The 17,125-nt window shown below is 66.9% G+C and carries 20 protein-coding genes; 14 read left to right on the top strand and 6 right to left on the bottom strand.

Features of this window, described 5'->3' with window-relative positions; all coding sequences use genetic code 11:
• Positions 1 to 21: 21 nt before the first annotated feature.
• Positions 22 to 579, bottom strand: coding sequence for a urate hydroxylase PuuD (locus tag Sj15T_RS10170; RefSeq protein WP_013040919.1), 558 nt, complete (start codon positions 577 to 579; stop codon positions 22 to 24).
• Positions 580 to 792: 213 nt separating this feature from the next.
• Here Sj15T_RS10170 and Sj15T_RS10175 point away from each other — a divergent pair, with 213 nt between their 5' ends.
• On the top strand, positions 793 to 1,407 hold the full coding sequence (locus Sj15T_RS10175) for a superoxide dismutase (protein WP_013040920.1): 615 nt from the start codon (positions 793 to 795) through the stop codon (positions 1,405 to 1,407).
• A gap of 123 nt (positions 1,408 to 1,530) precedes the next feature.
• Positions 1,531 to 1,968: a hemerythrin domain-containing protein gene (locus Sj15T_RS10180; RefSeq protein WP_007682318.1), complete on the top strand. Its 438-nt coding sequence runs from the start codon at positions 1,531 to 1,533 to the stop codon at positions 1,966 to 1,968.
• Positions 1,969 to 1,970: 2 nt separating this feature from the next.
• Here Sj15T_RS10180 and Sj15T_RS10185 read toward each other — a convergent pair whose 3' ends face one another.
• A complete protein-coding gene (locus Sj15T_RS10185; RefSeq protein ID WP_013040921.1) occupies positions 1,971 to 2,309 on the bottom strand; it encodes a DUF1636 domain-containing protein in 339 nt (112 codons plus the stop codon).
• Positions 2,282 to 2,830 carry a J domain-containing protein gene (locus Sj15T_RS10190; RefSeq protein WP_013040922.1) on the bottom strand — a complete coding sequence of 183 codons (549 nt, stop codon included), beginning with the start codon at positions 2,828 to 2,830 and terminating at the stop codon, positions 2,282 to 2,284. The genes Sj15T_RS10185 and Sj15T_RS10190 overlap by 28 nt, the downstream gene beginning before the upstream one ends.
• A gap of 529 nt (positions 2,831 to 3,359) precedes the next feature.
• Between Sj15T_RS10190 and Sj15T_RS10195 the strand changes: the two genes are divergently transcribed.
• Complete coding sequence (locus Sj15T_RS10195) at positions 3,360 to 5,693, top strand: patatin-like protein (protein ID WP_013040924.1); 2,334 nt, start codon at positions 3,360 to 3,362, stop codon at positions 5,691 to 5,693.
• The gene (locus Sj15T_RS10200; RefSeq protein WP_013040925.1) at positions 5,690 to 6,298 is read left to right on the top strand and encodes a hypothetical protein; all 609 of its coding nucleotides are present in this window, start codon (positions 5,690 to 5,692) and stop codon (positions 6,296 to 6,298) included. The genes Sj15T_RS10195 and Sj15T_RS10200 overlap by 4 nt, the downstream gene beginning before the upstream one ends.
• Before the next feature lie 4 nt (positions 6,299 to 6,302).
• Here the strand turns inward: Sj15T_RS10200 and Sj15T_RS10205 are convergent, their stop codons facing one another.
• Positions 6,303 to 6,590, bottom strand: coding sequence for a 4a-hydroxytetrahydrobiopterin dehydratase (locus Sj15T_RS10205; protein ID WP_007681938.1), 288 nt, complete (start codon positions 6,588 to 6,590; stop codon positions 6,303 to 6,305).
• Between the two features lie 86 nt (positions 6,591 to 6,676).
• Here Sj15T_RS10205 and Sj15T_RS10210 point away from each other — a divergent pair, with 86 nt between their 5' ends.
• From Sj15T_RS10210 to Sj15T_RS10225, 4 genes are all read left to right on the top strand, one after another.
• The gene (locus Sj15T_RS10210) at positions 6,677 to 7,102 is read left to right on the top strand and encodes a metallopeptidase family protein (protein WP_007681931.1); all 426 of its coding nucleotides are present in this window, start codon (positions 6,677 to 6,679) and stop codon (positions 7,100 to 7,102) included.
• A complete protein-coding gene (ccmA, locus tag Sj15T_RS10215; RefSeq protein WP_013040926.1) occupies positions 7,099 to 7,707 on the top strand; it encodes a heme ABC exporter ATP-binding protein CcmA in 609 nt (202 codons plus the stop codon). The genes Sj15T_RS10210 and ccmA overlap by 4 nt, the downstream gene beginning before the upstream one ends.
• The gene (locus Sj15T_RS10220; RefSeq protein ID WP_013040927.1) at positions 7,704 to 8,351 is read left to right on the top strand and encodes a heme exporter protein CcmB; all 648 of its coding nucleotides are present in this window, start codon (positions 7,704 to 7,706) and stop codon (positions 8,349 to 8,351) included. The genes ccmA and Sj15T_RS10220 overlap by 4 nt, the downstream gene beginning before the upstream one ends.
• A gap of 263 nt (positions 8,352 to 8,614) precedes the next feature.
• Positions 8,615 to 9,511, top strand: a complete 897-nt coding sequence (locus tag Sj15T_RS10225; protein WP_013040928.1) for a DMT family transporter — start codon at positions 8,615 to 8,617, stop codon at positions 9,509 to 9,511.
• A 10-nt stretch (positions 9,512 to 9,521) separates the two neighbouring features.
• On the opposite strand, the gene Sj15T_RS10230 is transcribed toward Sj15T_RS10225, so the two are convergent.
• A complete protein-coding gene (locus tag Sj15T_RS10230) occupies positions 9,522 to 9,803 on the bottom strand; it encodes a chorismate mutase (protein ID WP_007682458.1) in 282 nt (93 codons plus the stop codon).
• 155 nt (positions 9,804 to 9,958) lie between these two features.
• Here Sj15T_RS10230 and Sj15T_RS10235 point away from each other — a divergent pair, with 155 nt between their 5' ends.
• The 4 genes from Sj15T_RS10235 (at position 9,959) to Sj15T_RS10250 (ending at position 14,726) form a co-directional block, all read left to right on the top strand.
• A complete protein-coding gene (locus Sj15T_RS10235; RefSeq protein WP_007682456.1) occupies positions 9,959 to 10,987 on the top strand; it encodes a polyprenyl synthetase family protein in 1,029 nt (342 codons plus the stop codon).
• A gap of 124 nt (positions 10,988 to 11,111) precedes the next feature.
• Positions 11,112 to 11,891, top strand: a complete 780-nt coding sequence (locus Sj15T_RS10240) for a TSUP family transporter (protein WP_013040930.1) — start codon at positions 11,112 to 11,114, stop codon at positions 11,889 to 11,891.
• Between the two features lie 41 nt (positions 11,892 to 11,932).
• Positions 11,933 to 14,389 (top strand): ATP-dependent helicase HrpB, encoded by a 2,457-nt coding sequence (gene hrpB / locus Sj15T_RS10245; RefSeq protein ID WP_041386550.1) that lies wholly within the window; start codon positions 11,933 to 11,935, stop codon positions 14,387 to 14,389.
• Positions 14,390 to 14,447: 58 nt separating this feature from the next.
• Positions 14,448 to 14,726 carry an ETC complex I subunit gene (locus Sj15T_RS10250; RefSeq protein WP_007682450.1) on the top strand — a complete coding sequence of 93 codons (279 nt, stop codon included), beginning with the start codon at positions 14,448 to 14,450 and terminating at the stop codon, positions 14,724 to 14,726.
• A 144-nt stretch (positions 14,727 to 14,870) separates the two neighbouring features.
• On the opposite strand, the gene Sj15T_RS10255 is transcribed toward Sj15T_RS10250, so the two are convergent.
• The gene (locus tag Sj15T_RS10255; RefSeq protein ID WP_013040932.1) at positions 14,871 to 15,425 is read right to left on the bottom strand and encodes a Pycsar system effector family protein; all 555 of its coding nucleotides are present in this window, start codon (positions 15,423 to 15,425) and stop codon (positions 14,871 to 14,873) included.
• A gap of 81 nt (positions 15,426 to 15,506) precedes the next feature.
• Here Sj15T_RS10255 and Sj15T_RS10260 point away from each other — a divergent pair, with 81 nt between their 5' ends.
• The gene (locus Sj15T_RS10260) at positions 15,507 to 15,749 is read left to right on the top strand and encodes an acyl carrier protein (protein ID WP_007685626.1); all 243 of its coding nucleotides are present in this window, start codon (positions 15,507 to 15,509) and stop codon (positions 15,747 to 15,749) included.
• Between the two features lie 149 nt (positions 15,750 to 15,898).
• Positions 15,899 to 17,116, top strand: coding sequence for an aminotransferase class I/II-fold pyridoxal phosphate-dependent enzyme (locus tag Sj15T_RS10265; RefSeq protein ID WP_013040933.1), 1,218 nt, complete (start codon positions 15,899 to 15,901; stop codon positions 17,114 to 17,116).
• The last annotated feature ends 9 nt before the right edge of the window (positions 17,117 to 17,125 follow it).

Below are 17,125 nucleotides of genomic sequence, written 5' to 3' on the forward strand. Positions count from 1 at the left end.
GGGACGCCCGCCCCTTCCTGATCAACTGAAATTGACCATGCAATAGAGCATCGCCAGCGACAGCAGGGTGTTGAGGCGGCTGAACATCATCGCGGTCGTTGCCGCCTTCGCCTTCGCGTCGTCCTCCGCCGGAACGATGCCCAGCGCCTTCTTCTGGTTCGGCCAGATCAGGAACCAGACGTTGAACGCCATGATCAGCGCCAGCCACATGCCGATGCCGATCAGCGTGTAGGGCGCCTGCACCAGCAGCGCCTGATGCACATAACCCGCCAGCCAGGCGACGATCAGGCCCGTCAGCACCGTAAAGGCGGCCGCCCAGCGAAAGTAGAACAGGGCGGCGGGCGCGATATGCTTGGAAACGCCCGGTTTCAATTCCGCCGGGATTTTCGGCATGGTCGGGATCTGGACGAAGTTGAAATAATAAAGCAGCCCGATCCAGGTGATGCCGAAGAAGAGGTGCAGCCAGCGGAAGACCGCGTTGGCGTCGACCAGCCCGGCATGCGCGCCGAACATAACCACGATCGCGAGCAGCAGCCCCGCGACCAGCACGAGATTCAGATTGCCGAAGAATTTTGCCATGGACCCTTCCCCCAAGTTCCGACCGCCGCATTCTCCGGGCGGCCTGACCGGCAATTCTAAGCCATCGTTACGCCGCTGTCACATGGATATTTCCGCATCTTGGACGAAAATATCCTGTTTTCCGTAAGGCGGTAACACTGCTAGGGGCGGGGAGCCTTCCGGCCGCATCGTCGTTATGCGGCCACCCGACCCAAGAACCCGAGGAGTTCCGACATGGCCTTTGTTCTGCCCCCCCTTCCCTATGCCAAGGATGCCTTTGGCGACATTCTGACCGCCGAAACCTTCGACTTCCACCATGGCAAGCACCATAATGCCTATGTCGTGAAGGCCAATGAACTGGTCGCCGCCGACGCCTCGCTCCAGGGCAAGTCGCTGGTCGAACTGATCAAGTCGTCCAAGGGCGGCCTGTTCAACCAGGTCGGCCAGATCTGGAACCACACATTCTACTGGCAGTCGCTCTCGCCCGCCAAGACCGCGCCCAGCGGCGACCTGCTCGCCAAGATCGAGGAAGCCTTCGGTTCGGTCGACGCCCTGATCGAAAAGCTGAAGGCCGAGGCCGTCGGCCATTTCGCCAGCGGCTGGGCCGCGCTGATCCTGAAGGACGGCAAGCTGGAAGTCACCAGCTATCACGACGCCGACACGCCCGTCGCGCATGAGGGCCATGCGCCGCTGCTGATCCTCGATGTCTGGGAACATGCCTATTATATCGACTATCGCAACGCCCGCCCCAACTATGCCGACCGCGTCCTGAAGGAAGCGATCAACTGGGATTTCGCCGCCCAGAATCTGGACGGCCAGGGCGTCAGCCGCGCCGACCAGCCGGCCTGAAAGCCGGGATGCCCGCCGCGTGGAATGCGTGGCGGGCATCCGTTCAAACCTTTGTAAATTCCCGACAACCGTTTCTTAACCCCGTCATTGGAAAATGCCCGGCGGGGATGAGGAAAACGGTGCATGGACCTCGACGAATTGCAGAGGCAGCATGATGAGATCGAGGCGATGATCGCCCGCTTTCATCAGGCGATCGCGGATGAGAATATTCCGCAAAGGCTTGGCCCGCTGCGCTGGCAGTTCGCGCGCCTGCTGATGGCGCATCTGGCGCTGGAAGATCGCATCTTCTACCCCAATATGCAGCGGCAGCCGCATGAAAAGCTGCGCGGCACGGCGGCGCGCCTCGAAAGCGAAATGGCGCCCATGGCCAGCGACTTCGCCGCCTATATGGCGCGCTGGAGCGATGATCGGATCGAACGCGAATGGGCGGATTTCTGTCGTGAAACCCGTGAGATGCTGGCCGGCATCCTGAACCGCCTGCAAAAGGAGGAAGGGCTGCTGATGCCCTTGCTGTTCGACGCCGGGCTGATCGAATCGTCCCGGATCAGGCGGGCAGGCTGATTTCAGCCTCGCCTTCCGGCAGGCAGGTTCAGCGCTCCGGCCAGTTCATCCAGATCGGCGCCGGGACGCACCAGCAACCAGTCGCGCGATTGCGCGCCGTCCACGACCGTCACCGCCCCCTTGGGGCAGACGCCCAGGCAATTGACCTCGACGATCCCCACCGCCGCCTTGCGCCCCTTTTTCAGCGAAAGGTGCCGCCGCAGCGCTTTGGCCAACCGCTCGCCGCCATCGGGACCGAAACCGCCGTCCAGCCTCTTCGAACATTTGCGGCAGACGAGCACCGCATGGTCCCAGTCAGACCGGATGCGATCCTTCAATCCGCCCGCTCCCGCGGTTTCCACGTCCGCCGCTCCTCCGCGGCGCGCAGCACTTCATAGGCGGCCTGGATCGTCTGGAAGCGCACGGCCGCCTGCGCGTCGCCGGGCTTCACGTCGGGATGATATTCCTTCGCCAGACGCCGCCAGCTTTTCTTCACCGCCTCGAAATCGGCGTCATCCTCCAGCTCCAGCGCCTGGAGCGCGTGCATCTCGTCCCGCGAGCGGCTGCCGTCGCCCGGTCCGCCCCAGCCATGATAGGCGCTGTTCTGATAGCCGCCCGCGTCGCGCCGCTCCGTCCGCTCGCGCTGTTCGCGTTCCTCCTGGTCGAGGCCCTGAAAATAGTCCCAGTTGCGGTTATATTCCGCCGCATGGTCGGTGCAGAAATACCAGCGTTCGCGGCTATTGGGCGATTTGGGCGCGGGACAGTCGCCGGGCCGGTCGCAACCATGCCGGTCGCACAGGCGCACCTGCTGCGCCTCACGCGATGCGCCATAGCTGCGCCAGCGGGGAAAGCCCCAGTCGTTGGATCGGCTGCTTCTTGCCATGGTTCCAAATTAGGCAGGCCGCAGGCAGAACGCCACCCCGGAAGGCAATGAAATTGCGGTTATGGGTGGAAAGCGCACCTATCCTAGTTCCTCCCCATCGGGAGATGGGAGGGGGACCGCGCAAAGCGTGGTGGAGGGGAATGGGGCACGACCTCCGAAATTTCCCCTCCACTATTTGCTTCGCGAACGGTCCCCCTCCCCATGCTTCGCATAGGGAGGAATTTAGTGGCAGCTAATGGCCAATGGCGGACATCAGTTTCCGTCACCCCGGACTTGATCCGGGGTCCCGCTTTCTTTCTGAGTGCGCGCCCAGCCCAAGGCAGCGCGACCCCGGATCAAGTCCGGGGTGACGAATAGGGGGGAGGGGTGACGAATAGGGGGAACGTCCGCTCTCCACCCCAATCTCTCGGTCCGGCGGCTGTCTTGAATTTGTCCACGCTGCCCAGGCTCCTGCCTTCACAGGAGCACGTTTCCCCGGAACGGAAACACACCCTCGACAAGTCCATCGCCCTCTGCAACTCTCAACCCCATGAAAGAGCGGGAACTCAGGCTCGCACTGGTCTGCTATGGCGGGATCAGCCTGGCTGTCTACATGCACGGCATCACCAAGGAAATCTGGCATCTGGCCCGCGCCAGCCGGGCGTTCCATGACGGCGTGCCGTCCGGCAACAGCAGCGAGGCGGTCTATCGCAAGCTGCTGGAGGATCTGGAAAAGGCCTGCGGCATCAAGTTGCGCGTGATGCCCGACATCATCGCCGGGGCCAGCGCGGGCGGCATCAACGGCATCTTCCTGGCGCAGGCGATAGAGACGGGCCAGTCGCTGGACCCGCTGACCGACATGTGGCTGGACAATGCCGATGTCGAAAAGCTGCTGGACCCCGACGCCCGGCCGACGCGGCGGATCACCAAATTCTGGGCGACGCCGCTCGTCTGGATGGCGGCGCGGCATCCGGGCGACACGGTCGAGCGCACCGTCGCCCCCGACACGCGGGAGGAGGTGCGGCACAAGCTGTCCCACTTTATCCGTTCCCGCTGGTTCGAACCGCCCTTCGGCGGGGACATCTTCACCGCCATGATCCTGGACGCCTTCGACGCGATGGAGGCGACCGGGCACGGCCCCGCGCTGCTGCCGCCCGGCCATCCGCTGGACCTGTTCGTCACCGTCACAGATTTCGAGGGGCATCCGCAAAGCCTGAACCTCAACAGCCCGCCCCAGGTGGTGGAGACGGAACATCGCCTCTCCATCGGCTTTCGCGCCCGCGGCCATGGCGAGCGCAATCTTGCCGATCCCGCCGAACTGGTCTTCGCCGCCCGCGCCACGGCCAGTTTCCCCGGCGCTTTCCCGCCCTTCACCGTGCGCGAGCTGGACAGGGTGCTGAAACGCCGTCATCGCGCCTGGCCGACGCGGGACGCCTTCCTGGCGCGCGCGCTGCCCCGCCATGCCGCGCGGGGCCGTGCCGAGGATGCGGTGCTGATCGACGGTTCGGTGCTGGCCAACGCCCCCTTCGCCCAGGCCATCGGCGCGCTCAGGAACCGGCCCTCCCGGCGGGAGGTCGACCGGCGCTTCGTCTATATCGATCCCAAGCCGGGCCATCGCTCGATCCAGCTCAATCGCCACGGCGAGGCGGAGGACGCGCCCTCGGGCGCGGATGCGCCGCTGCCCGGCTTCTTCCGCACCATCTTCGGCGCGCTCAGCGACATTCCCCGCGAACAGCCGATCCGCGACAATCTGGACGCGATAGACCGGCACAGCGCCCGCATCCGCCGCATGGCGCGCATATTGAACGCGCTGCGGCCGGGCATAGAGGCGGAGGTGGAGAGCGCCATCGGCGGCATGCTGTTCCTGGACCGGCCGACGCCGGCCCGGCTGTCCGCCTGGCGCAGCAAGGCGCAGCAGCGGGCGGCCGGTTCCGCCGGTTTCGCCTTCCCCGCCTACGGACATCTGAAACTCTCCGGCATCGTCGAGGATCTGGCCGACCTGCTGTTCCGCCTGAGCGGGGAGGAAAGCCCGCTGATGCGCGAAAGCTACCGCCAGGCGCTGTGGGGCCATGTGCGCGCTGTCGGCGCGGACCGGCTGACGGAGGATGTCGGCCCCGCCTCCGCCCCGGTCGGCTTCTTCCGCCAGCACGACCTGTCCTTCCGCATCCGCCGCCTGCGTTTCCTGGCCCGGCGGCTGTCCGAAACGCTGGAGGTGGAGGCGACCGCCGACGACGCCGTCATCCAGAAGATGCACGACGCCATCTACGCCGCCCTGTCGCACTATACCGAATGCGAGGGCGCCGACTTCTACAATGGGGAGATCAAGGCGGCGGCCGGGCAAGTCCCCAACGATCCGGGCGCCGCGCTGGAGGCGGTCGCGCGGCTGCGCGGCCTGCGCGAACGGGACGAAGCGGTGGACATGATGCTGGCCGAAGCCCTGGCGGCGCTGCCCAAGGCGGCGCGTCGGACCATGCTGCTCGCCTATCTGGGCTTCCCCTTCTACGACATCGCCACCCTGCCGCTGCTGCAAGGCCATGGGATGGACGAATATGACCCGGTCAAGGTCGACCGCATCTCGCCGGAGGATTGCGGCGCGATCCGCTCCGGCGGGGCGGAAGCGACGCTGAAAGGCATAGAATTCAACAATTTCGGCGCGTTCTTCAGCCGCGCCTATCGGGAGAACGACTATCTCTGGGGGCGACTGCATGGGGTGGAGCGGCTGCTGGACATCGTAATTTCGGCATGTCCCGCGGCAAGCCGTCTTTCCCAGGAGGCCGTGCATCAATATAGGCGGACCGCTTTTCTGGCGATTCTCGATGAAGAGGAGAAGCGGCTGGACCATGCCGCCGACCTGATCGCCGGCTTGAGAGAGGAGATCGGGTGAACGCAGGCAAGACGCTGTTTCCGATGCTGGCGCTGGCGCTGGTCGCCGGTTGTTCTCCAGGCTCCAACGGACAGAGCGGCGCAAAGGCGGAGGAACGGCCGGGCGAGCCGCGTGAGGCCGTCGGTTCCCTCGCGATGCCCGACATGCCTCCGCGCCGCGAAGAGGCGGCCGAGGCGCTTCCCGCGTCTTCCGGCATTGACGCCGCGCCTTTGCACGCTGGCGAAAAGGGCGCCGGACGGCTGGCGGACGCCGGCGCGGCGAGCGCCGCGCCCCTGCAGCTGCTGCCGATGAAGCCTTCGGTGGTCAACATCCCCCCGCCGCCCTATGTCCCGGACCTGCCGCCATCGGACGGGGCGGCCGACCTCCAGCCCTTTCCCGATGAAGTGACGCGCTACATGGTCGACCGCGACGGGTGCGACCATTTCCGCGGCGAGGAAGCCTATGATGCGGAACGGCTGGCCTATTTGCAGGACAATATCGCCGCGCTCTGCACCGGCACCGATGCGCGGCTGGCGCTGCTGCGGCACCGCTACGCCCATGACCCGGCGGTCATGTCCGCGCTCAGCGGCTATGACGACCGGATCGAAGGGAACGCATCGCAATAGAGGCCTATAGAAGGGCGTCGATCCGAGCGGCCAGCTCGACGTCCCGGCGCGACAGGCCGCCCGCATCATGGGTGGTGAGCAAGATGTCTACCCGGTTGTAGACGTTCGACCATTCGGGATGATGGTCCGCCTTTTCCGCCAGCAGCGCCACCTGCGTCATGAAGCCGAAGGCGGCCGTGAAATCCCGGAAGGCGAAAAGGCGTCGGATGCCGTCCGGATCCTGCACCGGCGTCCATTCCGGCAGTTGCCTCAGCGCCAGCGCGCGTTCCTCCCCGTCCAGTTTCGCGATCATCTGTCTTTTCCCGTCCCTTGCCCGGCCGATTCCGGCGGCGTTAACTCATTTTCCCATGCGTCGGCGGTTTGCAGACGATTCGGAACATGCTTTATGTCTCTCCCATGGACGATGCCGGTCAACCGCCCCGATTTGCGCCGACGCGCGAGGATATAGAAAGCCTAGCGCTGGCGGCCCTGTCGCGCCTGCCCGAACCGTTCCGATCGCACCTGTCGAACGTCGTGCTGTTCGTGGAGGAATTTGCCGATCCGCAGGTGCTCAAGGAAATGGAGATCGACGATCCCTTCGGCCTCACCGGCCTCTACACCGGGCGGCCGGTCGGGGAAGCGGCGCAGACCGGCGACCTGCCGCCGACCGTCCACCTGTTCCGCCGGCCGCTGCTGGACGAATGGGTGGAAACGGGCGTGCCGCTCGACATGCTGATCACCCATGTGGTGGTGCATGAGATCGGCCATCATTTCGGCCTGTCCGACATCGACATGCATGTGCTGGAGGACATGGTCACCCTATGAGCCGGGCGGGATTGCACCTGTCGGGCGTCGCCTGCGCGCGCGGCGGGCGGCTGCTGTTTCGGGGCGTCGACCTGGCGATGGAGCCGGGCGGCAGCGCCTTGCTGAAGGGGCCGAACGGCATCGGCAAGTCCAGCCTGATCCGGATCTGCGCCGGGCTGCTGCGCGCGACCGCCGGAACGGTCGCGCGCCATGGCCGGGTCGCGATGACGGACGAGCGGCTGGCGCTGGACATGGAACAGCCGCTCGAAGCCGCGCTGCGCTTCTGGGCGCGACTGGATACCGCGGCGCCCATGGCGCTGGACGCGGCGATGGCTGCGATGGCGCTGGAACCGCTCCGCCAGGTGCCGGTGCGCATGCTGTCGACCGGGCAGCGCAAGCGCGCCGCGCTGGCGCGGGTGATCGCGAGCGGCGCGCCGATCTGGCTGCTCGACGAGCCGGGCAACGGGCTGGACGAGGCGGCGCTGGACCTGCTGGGGCAGGCGGTCGCGGGGCATCTGGCAAAGGGCGGCATGGTGGTCGCCGCGTCGCACCAGCCGCTGCCGCTGGCTAGCCCGGTCGTCCTGGCGATGCAGGACCATGCATGGGCGGAGGAGGAGGAGGCATGACCATCCTCCTGGTGCTGGCGGCGCGCGATTTGCGGCAATCCTGGCAATCCGCCGGGCTGTGGCTGCCGGTCGCATTCCTGTTGCTGGTCGCCAGCCTCTACCCCTTTGCCGTCGGCCCCGATGCGGCGCTGCTGCGGCGGAGCGGCGGCGGCATGCTGTGGATCGCGGCGCTGCTCGCCAGCCTGCTGCCGGTGGACCGGCTGGTGGCGCCGGACCGGGACGCGGGCGTGCTCGATCAGATCGCGCTGCGCGGCATCGGGGAAGAGACGGTCGTGCTCGCCCGGCTGGTCGCGCATTGGCTGGGCTTCGGCCCGGCGCTGATGATCGCGACCCTGCCCGCCGCCGCGCTGTTGAAGCTGGACGCGGCGACCATAGGCTTGCTGGAGGCGGGATTGCTGATCGGCACGCCCGCCCTGGCGGCGTTGGGACTGCTGGTGGCGACGCTGACGGCCGGATTGCGCTCCAGCGGCGCGCTGGCCGGGTTGCTGGCCCTGCCGCTTGCCGTGCCGTTGCTGATCTTCGGCGCGGGGACGCTGGGCGACGGCAGCGGCGCCGCGCTCAAATTCCTGGGCGCGGCCTCTCTGCTGCTGGTCGCGATCACGCCCTTCGCCGGCGGCGCGGCCATTCGCGCCGGGCGGGAATGAAGCGGGTTCGGTTGGAGAGCGGACCTATTCTATTCCTCCCCATCGATAGATGGGGAGGGGGACCAGCCGAAGGCTGGTGGAGGGGAATGGGGCACGGTCTGCGTATTTCCCCTCCACCATCGGCTGCGCCGACGGTCCCCCTCCCCACGCTACGCGTAGGGAGGATTTAATGTCCGCTATTGGCCAACCCCAGCCACACCCACCGCTTGCCTGACCCATCGCACGCCTCGACAGGCGGACGCCGATAGGCCAAAGGCCGGCGCATGATCGTTGGCCTCGCTTCCCTTCTGTTCGTCCTTATCTGGTCGACCGGCTTCATCGTCGCGCGGGCGACGGTGCCGCATGCGACGCCGGAGTTGATCCTGGCCGTGCGGCTGGCGCTGACGACGGCGTTGCTGGGCGGCGCGGCGTTCCATGCGCGGCAGGCCCTGCCGCGCGGGCGGCGACTGGGGCTGCATCTGGCGGCCGGCGCGATGCTGCACGGCTTCTACCTGACGCTGAGCTGGTGGGCGGTGAACAACGGCATGCCCGCGGGCGTCATGGCGCTGCTGGGATCATTGCAACCGCTGATGGTGGCGGCGGCGAGCGTGGCCTTCCTGGGCGACCGGCTGCCGCAGCGCGCCTGGGTCGGCCTGGCCGCCGCGATCATCGGCGTGGGGTGCGTATTGCTGCCCGCGATCGAGCGATCGGGCACCGGATCGATCGCGGTCGGCCCGGCGGTCGCGGCCGTGTTCGCCGTGCTGAGCATGGCGGGCGGCACACTGATCCAGCGCGGATCGATAGCGGGCGACGGCATCGCGATTTCTGGGGCGGTGCAGAATGGCGGCGGCGCGATGATCGCCATCGCGGCTACGCTGTTCGTAGGGGACTATCGCTGGGACGGCTCGCCCATGCTGTGGATCGGCCTCGCCTGGTCGGTGCTGGCGCTATCGACCGCCGGACTGTCCTTGCTGGTATGGCTGGTGCGGCACCAGGGACCGACGCGCATGTCGATGCTGTTGCTGCTGGTGCCGCCGCTCGCTGCCGTGGAGGCGTGGCTGCTGTTCGGGGAGCGGCTGGGGCCGGTGCAGCTTGTCGGCTTCGCGCTGGCGCTGGGCGGGGTGATGCTGGGCCGGTCGACGCGGCCCGCGCGCGACCGGGACATCGCCGAACCGGCTTAGGCTGTAATATTCAGCCCTCGCGCAACCTTTCATGGTGGCGGATCACCTCGTCGATGATGAAGCGCAGGAATTTCTCGGTGAAATCGGGGTCCAGATGGGCGTCGGTGGCGAGTTGGCGCAGGCGCGCGATCTGGCGTTCCTCCCGACCCGGATCGGCGGGGGGCAGGTCGTGGGTCGCCTTATGCTCGCCCACCGCCTGGGTGATCTTGAACCGCTCGGCCAGCATGAAGACCAGCGCCGCGTCGATATTGTCGATGCTCTCGCGATAGCGCTTCAAAGTCTCGTCCACCATGGTCCTCCAGCAGAGCATCGCCAGGAAAAGCGGGTACGGGTTTTCCGCCCGAGCGATGCGTCATCCAATATCGGGGGCTTTTTGCCTCTTCCGCGCCGTCAGGCAAGCTATTCCCGCTTGCCTTTAGCATTTCCCGCCGCCACATGGCGCTTGTCATGACAGCATCCGCCACCGGCAATGTCCATCCCATCGGCCGCGCCAGCAGCGCGCCTTCGCTCGCCCCCATGATGGCGCTGGTCGCCGAGGGCATGAACCAGGTGAACGCCGTCATCCTGGACCGGATGCAGTCGCGCATCCCGCTGATCCCCGAACTGGCCGGCCACCTGATCGCGGGCGGCGGCAAGCGGATGCGGCCGATGCTGACGCTCGCCTGCGCCGACCTGGTCGGCTATGCGGGGTCGCGCCACTACAAGCTGGCCGCCGCGGTCGAGTTCATCCACACCGCGACGCTGCTGCACGACGATGTGGTCGACGGATCGGGGCTGCGCCGGGGCCGCAAGACCGCCAACATCATCTGGGGCAACAGCGCCAGCGTTCTGGTGGGCGACTTCCTCTTCTCCCGTTCCTTCGAACTGATGGTGGAGGCGGAGTCGCTGAAGGTGCTGAAAATCCTCTCCAACGCGTCGGCCGTGATCGCGGAGGGGGAGGTCAACCAGCTTACCGCCCAGCGCAAGATCGACACCAGCGAAGAGCAATATCTGGACATCATCGGGGCGAAGACGGCCGCCCTGTTCGCCGCCGCCTGCCGCATTTCCGCCGTGGTGGCCGACCGCGACGAGGCGGAGGAGCAGGCGCTCGACGTCTATGGCCGGAACCTCGGCATCGCCTTCCAGCTTATCGACGACGCCATCGACTATGAATCGGACGGCGCGACCATGGGCAAGGATGCGGGCGACGATTTCCGCGACGGCAAGGTGACGTTGCCGGTCATCCTGGCCTATGCGCGGGGTTCGGACGAGGAGCGCGCCTTCTGGAAAGCCGCAATCGCGGGCAACCGGGTGAGCGACGAGGATCTGGCCCATGCGACCGGCCTGCTGCGCAAGACCGGCGCTATCGCGGACACGCTGGCGCGGGCGCGGCACTATGGCCAGCGGGCCATCGACGCGCTCGGCATGTTCGACAATGGCAAGGCCAGGGCGGCGCTGACCGAAGCGGTCGAGTTCGCCATTGCGCGCGCCTATTGAGGGAACAGGCGGCCGGTTCGTTTGAGTTTGGTGTTCCTGCGAAGGCAGGGACCCAGTTCAGACGGCAGGACCGGGTTCCTGCCACACATACCCTTTTTCATTCAGCAAGACCAAACCGCCGCTTATGATCCCCTCCCCTGAAACCATCGCCTTCCTGATGGCCGCCGCGTTGATCGCGGGGTGCATCGACGCGATGGCGGGCGGCGGCGGGCTGATCGCGATGCCCGCCTTGCTGGCCGCCGGAATCCCGCCGGTGGCCGCGGTCGCGACCAACAAGCTGCAAAGCTCGCTCGGCACGTTCGGCGCCTGCATCGCCTATGCGCGGGCCGGGCATATGGATTTGAAGGCCTATCGCTGGCCCATATTCGCGGCGTTCGCGGGATCGGTCGGCGGCGCCTGGCTGGTGCAGAGGGTCGATCCGTCCATCCTCGCCGGACTGATGCCCGCGCTGCTGATCGCGCTGGCGGCCTATTTCACCTTCTCGCCCAAGGTCGGCGAAATGGACCGGCACCAGCGGGTCGGCATGGTCGCGCTCAGCCTGCTGATCGGCGTCATCGGCTTTTACGACGGTTTTTTCGGGCCGGGCGCGGGGGCCTTCTACGCCACCATCTTCATCGCTCTCGGCGGCCTTGGCCTCGTGCGCGCCACGGCGCAGACCAAGGCGGCCAATTTCGCCAGCAACCTGGCCGGACTGGTCACCATGATCGCGGGCGGCCATGTGATCTGGATCGTCGGGCTGGCCATGGCGGTGGGCAGCATCACCGGCGGGCAGATCGGTTCGCGGCTGGCCATGCGCTTCGGCAGCCGGTTGATCCGGCCGCTGCTGATCATCCTGTCGCTGGCGCTGACCGCCAAGATGCTGCTGGACCCCAAAAACCCGATCCATATTCTGTTGTTCGGCTGAATCATTGCGTTGAGGCGCGAATGGCGCGAGAGGAAGCGGCGATGACCGCCCTGCCCATCCATGCCGTATTGCCCGACCTGCTCGCCGCCTTGCGCGAAGGGAGCAATGCCGTGCTGGTGGCCCCGCCGGGCGCGGGCAAGACGACCGCCGTCGGACCCGCCCTGCTGGACCAGCCCTGGTGCACGGGCCAGGTCCTGCTGCTCTCCCCCCGGCGGCTGGCGGCGCGGGCAGCGGCGGAGCGGATCGCCGAACTGATGGGCGAGGATGTCGGCGGCACCGTCGGCTATGCAACCCGGATGGATTCGAAGGTTTCGAAGGCCACGCGGCTGCTGGTCCTGACCGAGGGCATTCTCGTGCGGCGGATTCAGGACGATCCGGAGCTTTCTGGCGTCTCCGCCATCCTGTTCGACGAAGTGCATGAGCGCAGCCTGGACAGCGATTTCGGGCTGGCCCTGGCCCTCGACGCGCAAGGCGCGCTGCGGCCCGACCTGCGGATCGTACCCATGTCGGCCACGCTGGATGGCACGCGTTTCGCGGCCCTGCTCGACGGCGCGCCCGTGGTGGAGAGCGAAGGCCGCATCCAGCCGCTGGCGTTACGCCATGTCGGGCGCGCATCGGAAAAGCGGATAGAGGAGGAGATGGCGGCGACCATCCGCCGGGCGCTGAGCGAGGAGGCGGAGGGCGACCTGCTCGCCTTCCTGCCCGGCGTGGCGGAGATCGAGCGGACGGCGGAACGGCTGGAGGGCGCGGGGGCGGAGGTCCACAAGCTCCACGGCTCGCTCGACCCGGCGGCGCAACGGGCGGCGATCCGCCCCTCGCGGGAGGGACGGCGTAAGGTGATCCTCGCCACGTCCATCGCGGAAACCAGCCTGACCATCGACGGCGTGCGGATCGTGGTGGATAGCGGGCTGGCGCGAAGGCCCCGCTATGACCGGGCGGCAGGCGTGACGCGGCTGGTGACGGAACGCGCCAGTCAGGCGGCGGCGACCCAGCGGGCGGGCCGCGCGGCGCGACAGCGGCCGGGCGTCGCCTATCGCCTCTGGGAAGCGGCGGCGACCGCCGGCATGCCGCCCTTCGACCCGCCGGAGATATTGGAGAGCGACCTGTCGAGCCTGATCCTGGATTGCGCGCTCTGGGGAGTGAGCGATCCGGGCGAGCTGCGTTGGCTGGACCCGCCGCCCGCCGCCGCCGTGGCGGAGGCGCGCAGACGGCTGACGGCGCTGGAGGCGCTGGACGAGGACGGACGCATCACCGCCCATGGCAAGGCGCTCGCCGCCCTGCCGCTGGAACCGCGCATCGGCCATATGCTGGTGCGGGCGGGCGAAATCGGACTGGCGGAGGTCGCGGCGGAGGTTGCCGTGCTGCTGAGCGAACGGGGAATCGGCGGGCAGGACACGGACCTGACGCAGCGACGAATGCGCTGGCGGCGTGAGAGCGGCAAGCGCGCCGATGCGGCACGGGCGATGGCGAGACGATGGGCGAAGCTGGTTCCACCGCCTGCGGCCAAGGGAAGCCTTGGCGCGGAGCATGGCCATGAAACCGGCCTCTGTCTCGCTCTCGCCTTCCCGGATCGCGTTTCCAAGCGCCGCTCCGCCGACGGCGCGGACTGGGCAAGCGTCGGCGGACGCGGCTTCCGGCTCGATCCGCTCAGCCCCCTGGCGCGGGAGGAATGGCTGGCGGTGGGCGAAGTGCAAGGCAGCGCGGCAGGCGCCCGCATCCTCTCCGCCGCGCCGATCGGCGAGGCGGAGGTGATCGCCCTGTTCGCGGCCCGGATCGCGGAGCATCGCACCGTGCGATTCCGGGCCGCCAATGGCGGGATAGAGGCGTTGCGCGAAAGGCGGCTGGGCGCGGTGCGGCTCTCGTCCGGCTCGGATGACCGACCCGATCCGGATGCCGTAGTCGCAGCCCTGACCGACGGCGTGCGGCAGGGCGGGCTGGACCTTCTCCCCTGGTCCGACGCGGCGCGATCGCTCAGGATGCGCGCTGCCTTCGCCGGCGTGGAGGCGCTGTCGGATGCCGCGCTGATGGAGACGCTGGACGAATGGCTCCCCCCGCTGCTGCAAGGCAGGCGCCGTCTCTCCGACATCGACCGTTCGCAGCTTTCCGGCGTGCTGGAAGGGCTGATCGGCTGGGACGGCAAGCAGCAGGTCGACCGGCTCGCCCCGCCCGAATTCCGCTCCCCCGCCGGCAGCGGCCATGAGATCGACTATGCGGCGGAGGGCGGCCCCCGCGTCGAACTGCGCGTCCAGGCCCTGTTCGGCCTCAACGAGCATCCGGTGGTCGGCAGCGCGCGCGTTCCGCTGGTGCTTTCCCTCACCTCGCCGGCCGGCCGGCCGATCCAGACGACGCGCGACCTCCCCGGCTTCTGGGCGGGCAGTTGGAGCGCGGTGGCCAAGGAGATGCGCGGCCGATACCCCAGGCATCCCTGGCCGGACGATCCGGCGGCCGCCAGCGCCACGCTGCGCACGAAACGCGCCGACGCCAAGGGGAAGCCTTGACTTCGATCCATTCGCTGGTGCAACGCAACCCGATCTTCCCTCAGGAGTCTTCCTCGCGATGAGCGCGCGTATCTATCAGATCCAGAAGAACGCCATGCAGTCCGGCAAGGCGCTGACCCGCAAATGGGTGCTGGAATATGTGGCGGCCGAAGCGAAGAAGCCCGATCCGCTGACCGGCTGGGCGGGCTCCGGCGACACGAAGCAGCAGATCAGGCTGACCTTCTCCTCCGAAGAAGCCGCCCGCGCCTATGCGGAGCGGGAGGGGATCGCCTATGCCGTCATTCCGACCGCGCCCAAGACGCTGAAGATCCAGGCCTACGCCGACAATTTTCGGTAATTTGCCGGGGCATTCGCCCGCCCTTTCCCCGTCATGCTGAACTTGTTTCAGCATCCATTTCTCCGGATCGGGCTTGGTCTGCGGGGCGCGATGGATGCTGAAACAAGTTCAGCATGACGAATGGGGGCAAGCAAAGCGCTCCCCTCAACGCCACCCCAGCCCCAAATCCACCACCAGCGCGACAAAACTCGTCACTACGCCCGCCAGGAACAGCCGGTAGGCATAACCCAGCCAGCGATATTTCCGCCGCTGGAGCACCTGCCCGTTCTGGTACATGTCGCGCAGCATCGCCCGGCACAGCGCGTCGTCGTCCGACACCAGGGCCATCATCCTGTCGCTGAACTCCGCCTCGCTGAGGCTGGTGAAGATGCCGAAGAACAGCAGATTGTCGTCCGCTCCCACATTCCCGCGCGACCGGCCGACGCTGGGCAGCACGGCCATGATCGCGCAGGTCGCGGCCAGGAACACCCCCACCGCCAGCACCGCCACCGGCCAGACCAGCGCGCCCGACCGCAATTGCGCCACGCAAAGCGTGAAGATCACCATCGACGCGCCGATCAGCATGTTGGCCTTCTGATCGGCCATCTGGCTCAATTGCATATTGGTCTGCGCCGCCGTGCGCAGCAGGTGGATCGCATTGGGCACCGGAGCATTCGTCGCGTCCATCTTTTCCCCCTCCCCCTTTTTCGCGACAGTCATGCCCGATTGCCGCCTTATTCCCTTGCCAAAGAGCGACGCTTGAGGGCAAAAGCCGCTCTTTCACGGAAAGCACCACGGATAATGACGGATCGCCAGCCAATTTTCGACAGCGTTTTGAGCCAGATCGCGCCTTTCAACAAAAAGGGCGTCGAACTGACCGAAGCCACCACCTTCGCGGGCGATCTGGAATGGGACAGCCTGACGGTGATGGATTTCGTCGCGGCGATCGAGGATGAATTCGACATCATCATCACCATGAACATGCAGGCCGAGATCGAGACCGTCGGCCAGCTCGTGGACGCCGTGGCGAAGCTGAAGGGCTGAAAGCCGCCTGACTTTTATTGCCGTTCGTCCTGAGTAGCCATTGAGCCTGTCGAAATGGCGCATCGAAGGACAGGGACCGGCGCAGGGCGCTTCGATACGAGGCCTTTGCCTTCCCACCTAACTCAGCACGAACGGGTCGAGGAACCAATATGACGACGCAAACCCGCGACCTCTTCTCCAAATTCGACCCCCTGATCGCCGAGCGCGAGGCGCTGTTGGCGACAGGCGTGCGCGATCCCTTCGCCATCGTCATGGACGAGGTGAAGTCCCCCACCCAGGCGGTGATCAAGGGCAAGGACACGATCCTGCTCGGCACCTACAACTATATGGGCATGACCTTCGACCCGGACGTCATCGCTGCGGGCAAGAAGGCGCTGGACGATTTCGGCGCGGGCACCACCGGCAGCCGCCTGCTGAACGGCACTTATCAGGGGCACAAGGAAGTCGAGGAAGCGCTCAAGGACTTCTACGGCACCAGCGGCGCGATGGTCTTCTCCACCGGCTATCAGGCCAATCTGGGCATGATTTCCACCCTGGCGGGCAAGGGCGACTATGTCGTTCTGGACGCCGACAGCCACGCCTCAATCTATGACGGCTGCTTCCTGGGCGATGCGGAGATCGTCCGCTTCCGCCACAACAGCGTGGAGGATCTGGACAAGCGCCTGGGCCGCCTGCCCGCCGACGCACTGAAGCTGGTGGTTCTGGAGGGCGTTTATTCGATGCTGGGCGACGTCGCGCCGCTGCCGGACATGGTGGCCGCCGTGCGCAAGCATCCCAATTGCATGATCCTGGTGGACGAGGCCCATGGCATGGGCTTTTTCGGTCCCAATGGCCGCGGCGTCTATGAGGAGCAGGGCGTCGAGAAGGACGTCGATTTCGTGGTCGGCACCTTCTCCAAGTCGGTCGGCACGGTCGGCGGCTTCTGCGTGTCCAACCATCCGAAGTTCGAGGTGCTGCGCCTGGTCTGCCGTCCCTATGTCTTCACCGCGTCGTTGCCGCCCAGCGTCGTCGCCACCGCCGCGACGTCGATCCGCAAGCTGATGCATGCGGGCGAGAAGCGCGCCCATCTGTGGAAGAACAGCCAGCGGCTGCACAAGGGCCTCACCGACCTCGGCTTCAGGCTGGGCACGGAAACGCCGCAGTCCGCGATCATCGCCGTTATCCTGACCGACCAGGCCCAGGCGGTGGCCATGTGGCAGACGCTGCTGGAGCTAGGGCTCTACGTCAACATGGCGCGCCCCCCGGCGACCCCCGCCGGAACCTTCCTGCTGCGCTGTTCGCTTTGCGCGGAACATAGCGATGAACAGGTCGGCCAGATCATCGCCATGTTCGAAGCCGCGGGCAGGGCCACGGGCGCGATCGGCTGATCGCGCCTT

The organism is Sphingobium sp. TA15, from assembly GCF_037101235.1.
GTDB classification, from domain to species: Bacteria; Pseudomonadota; Alphaproteobacteria; order Sphingomonadales; family Sphingomonadaceae; genus Sphingobium; species Sphingobium indicum.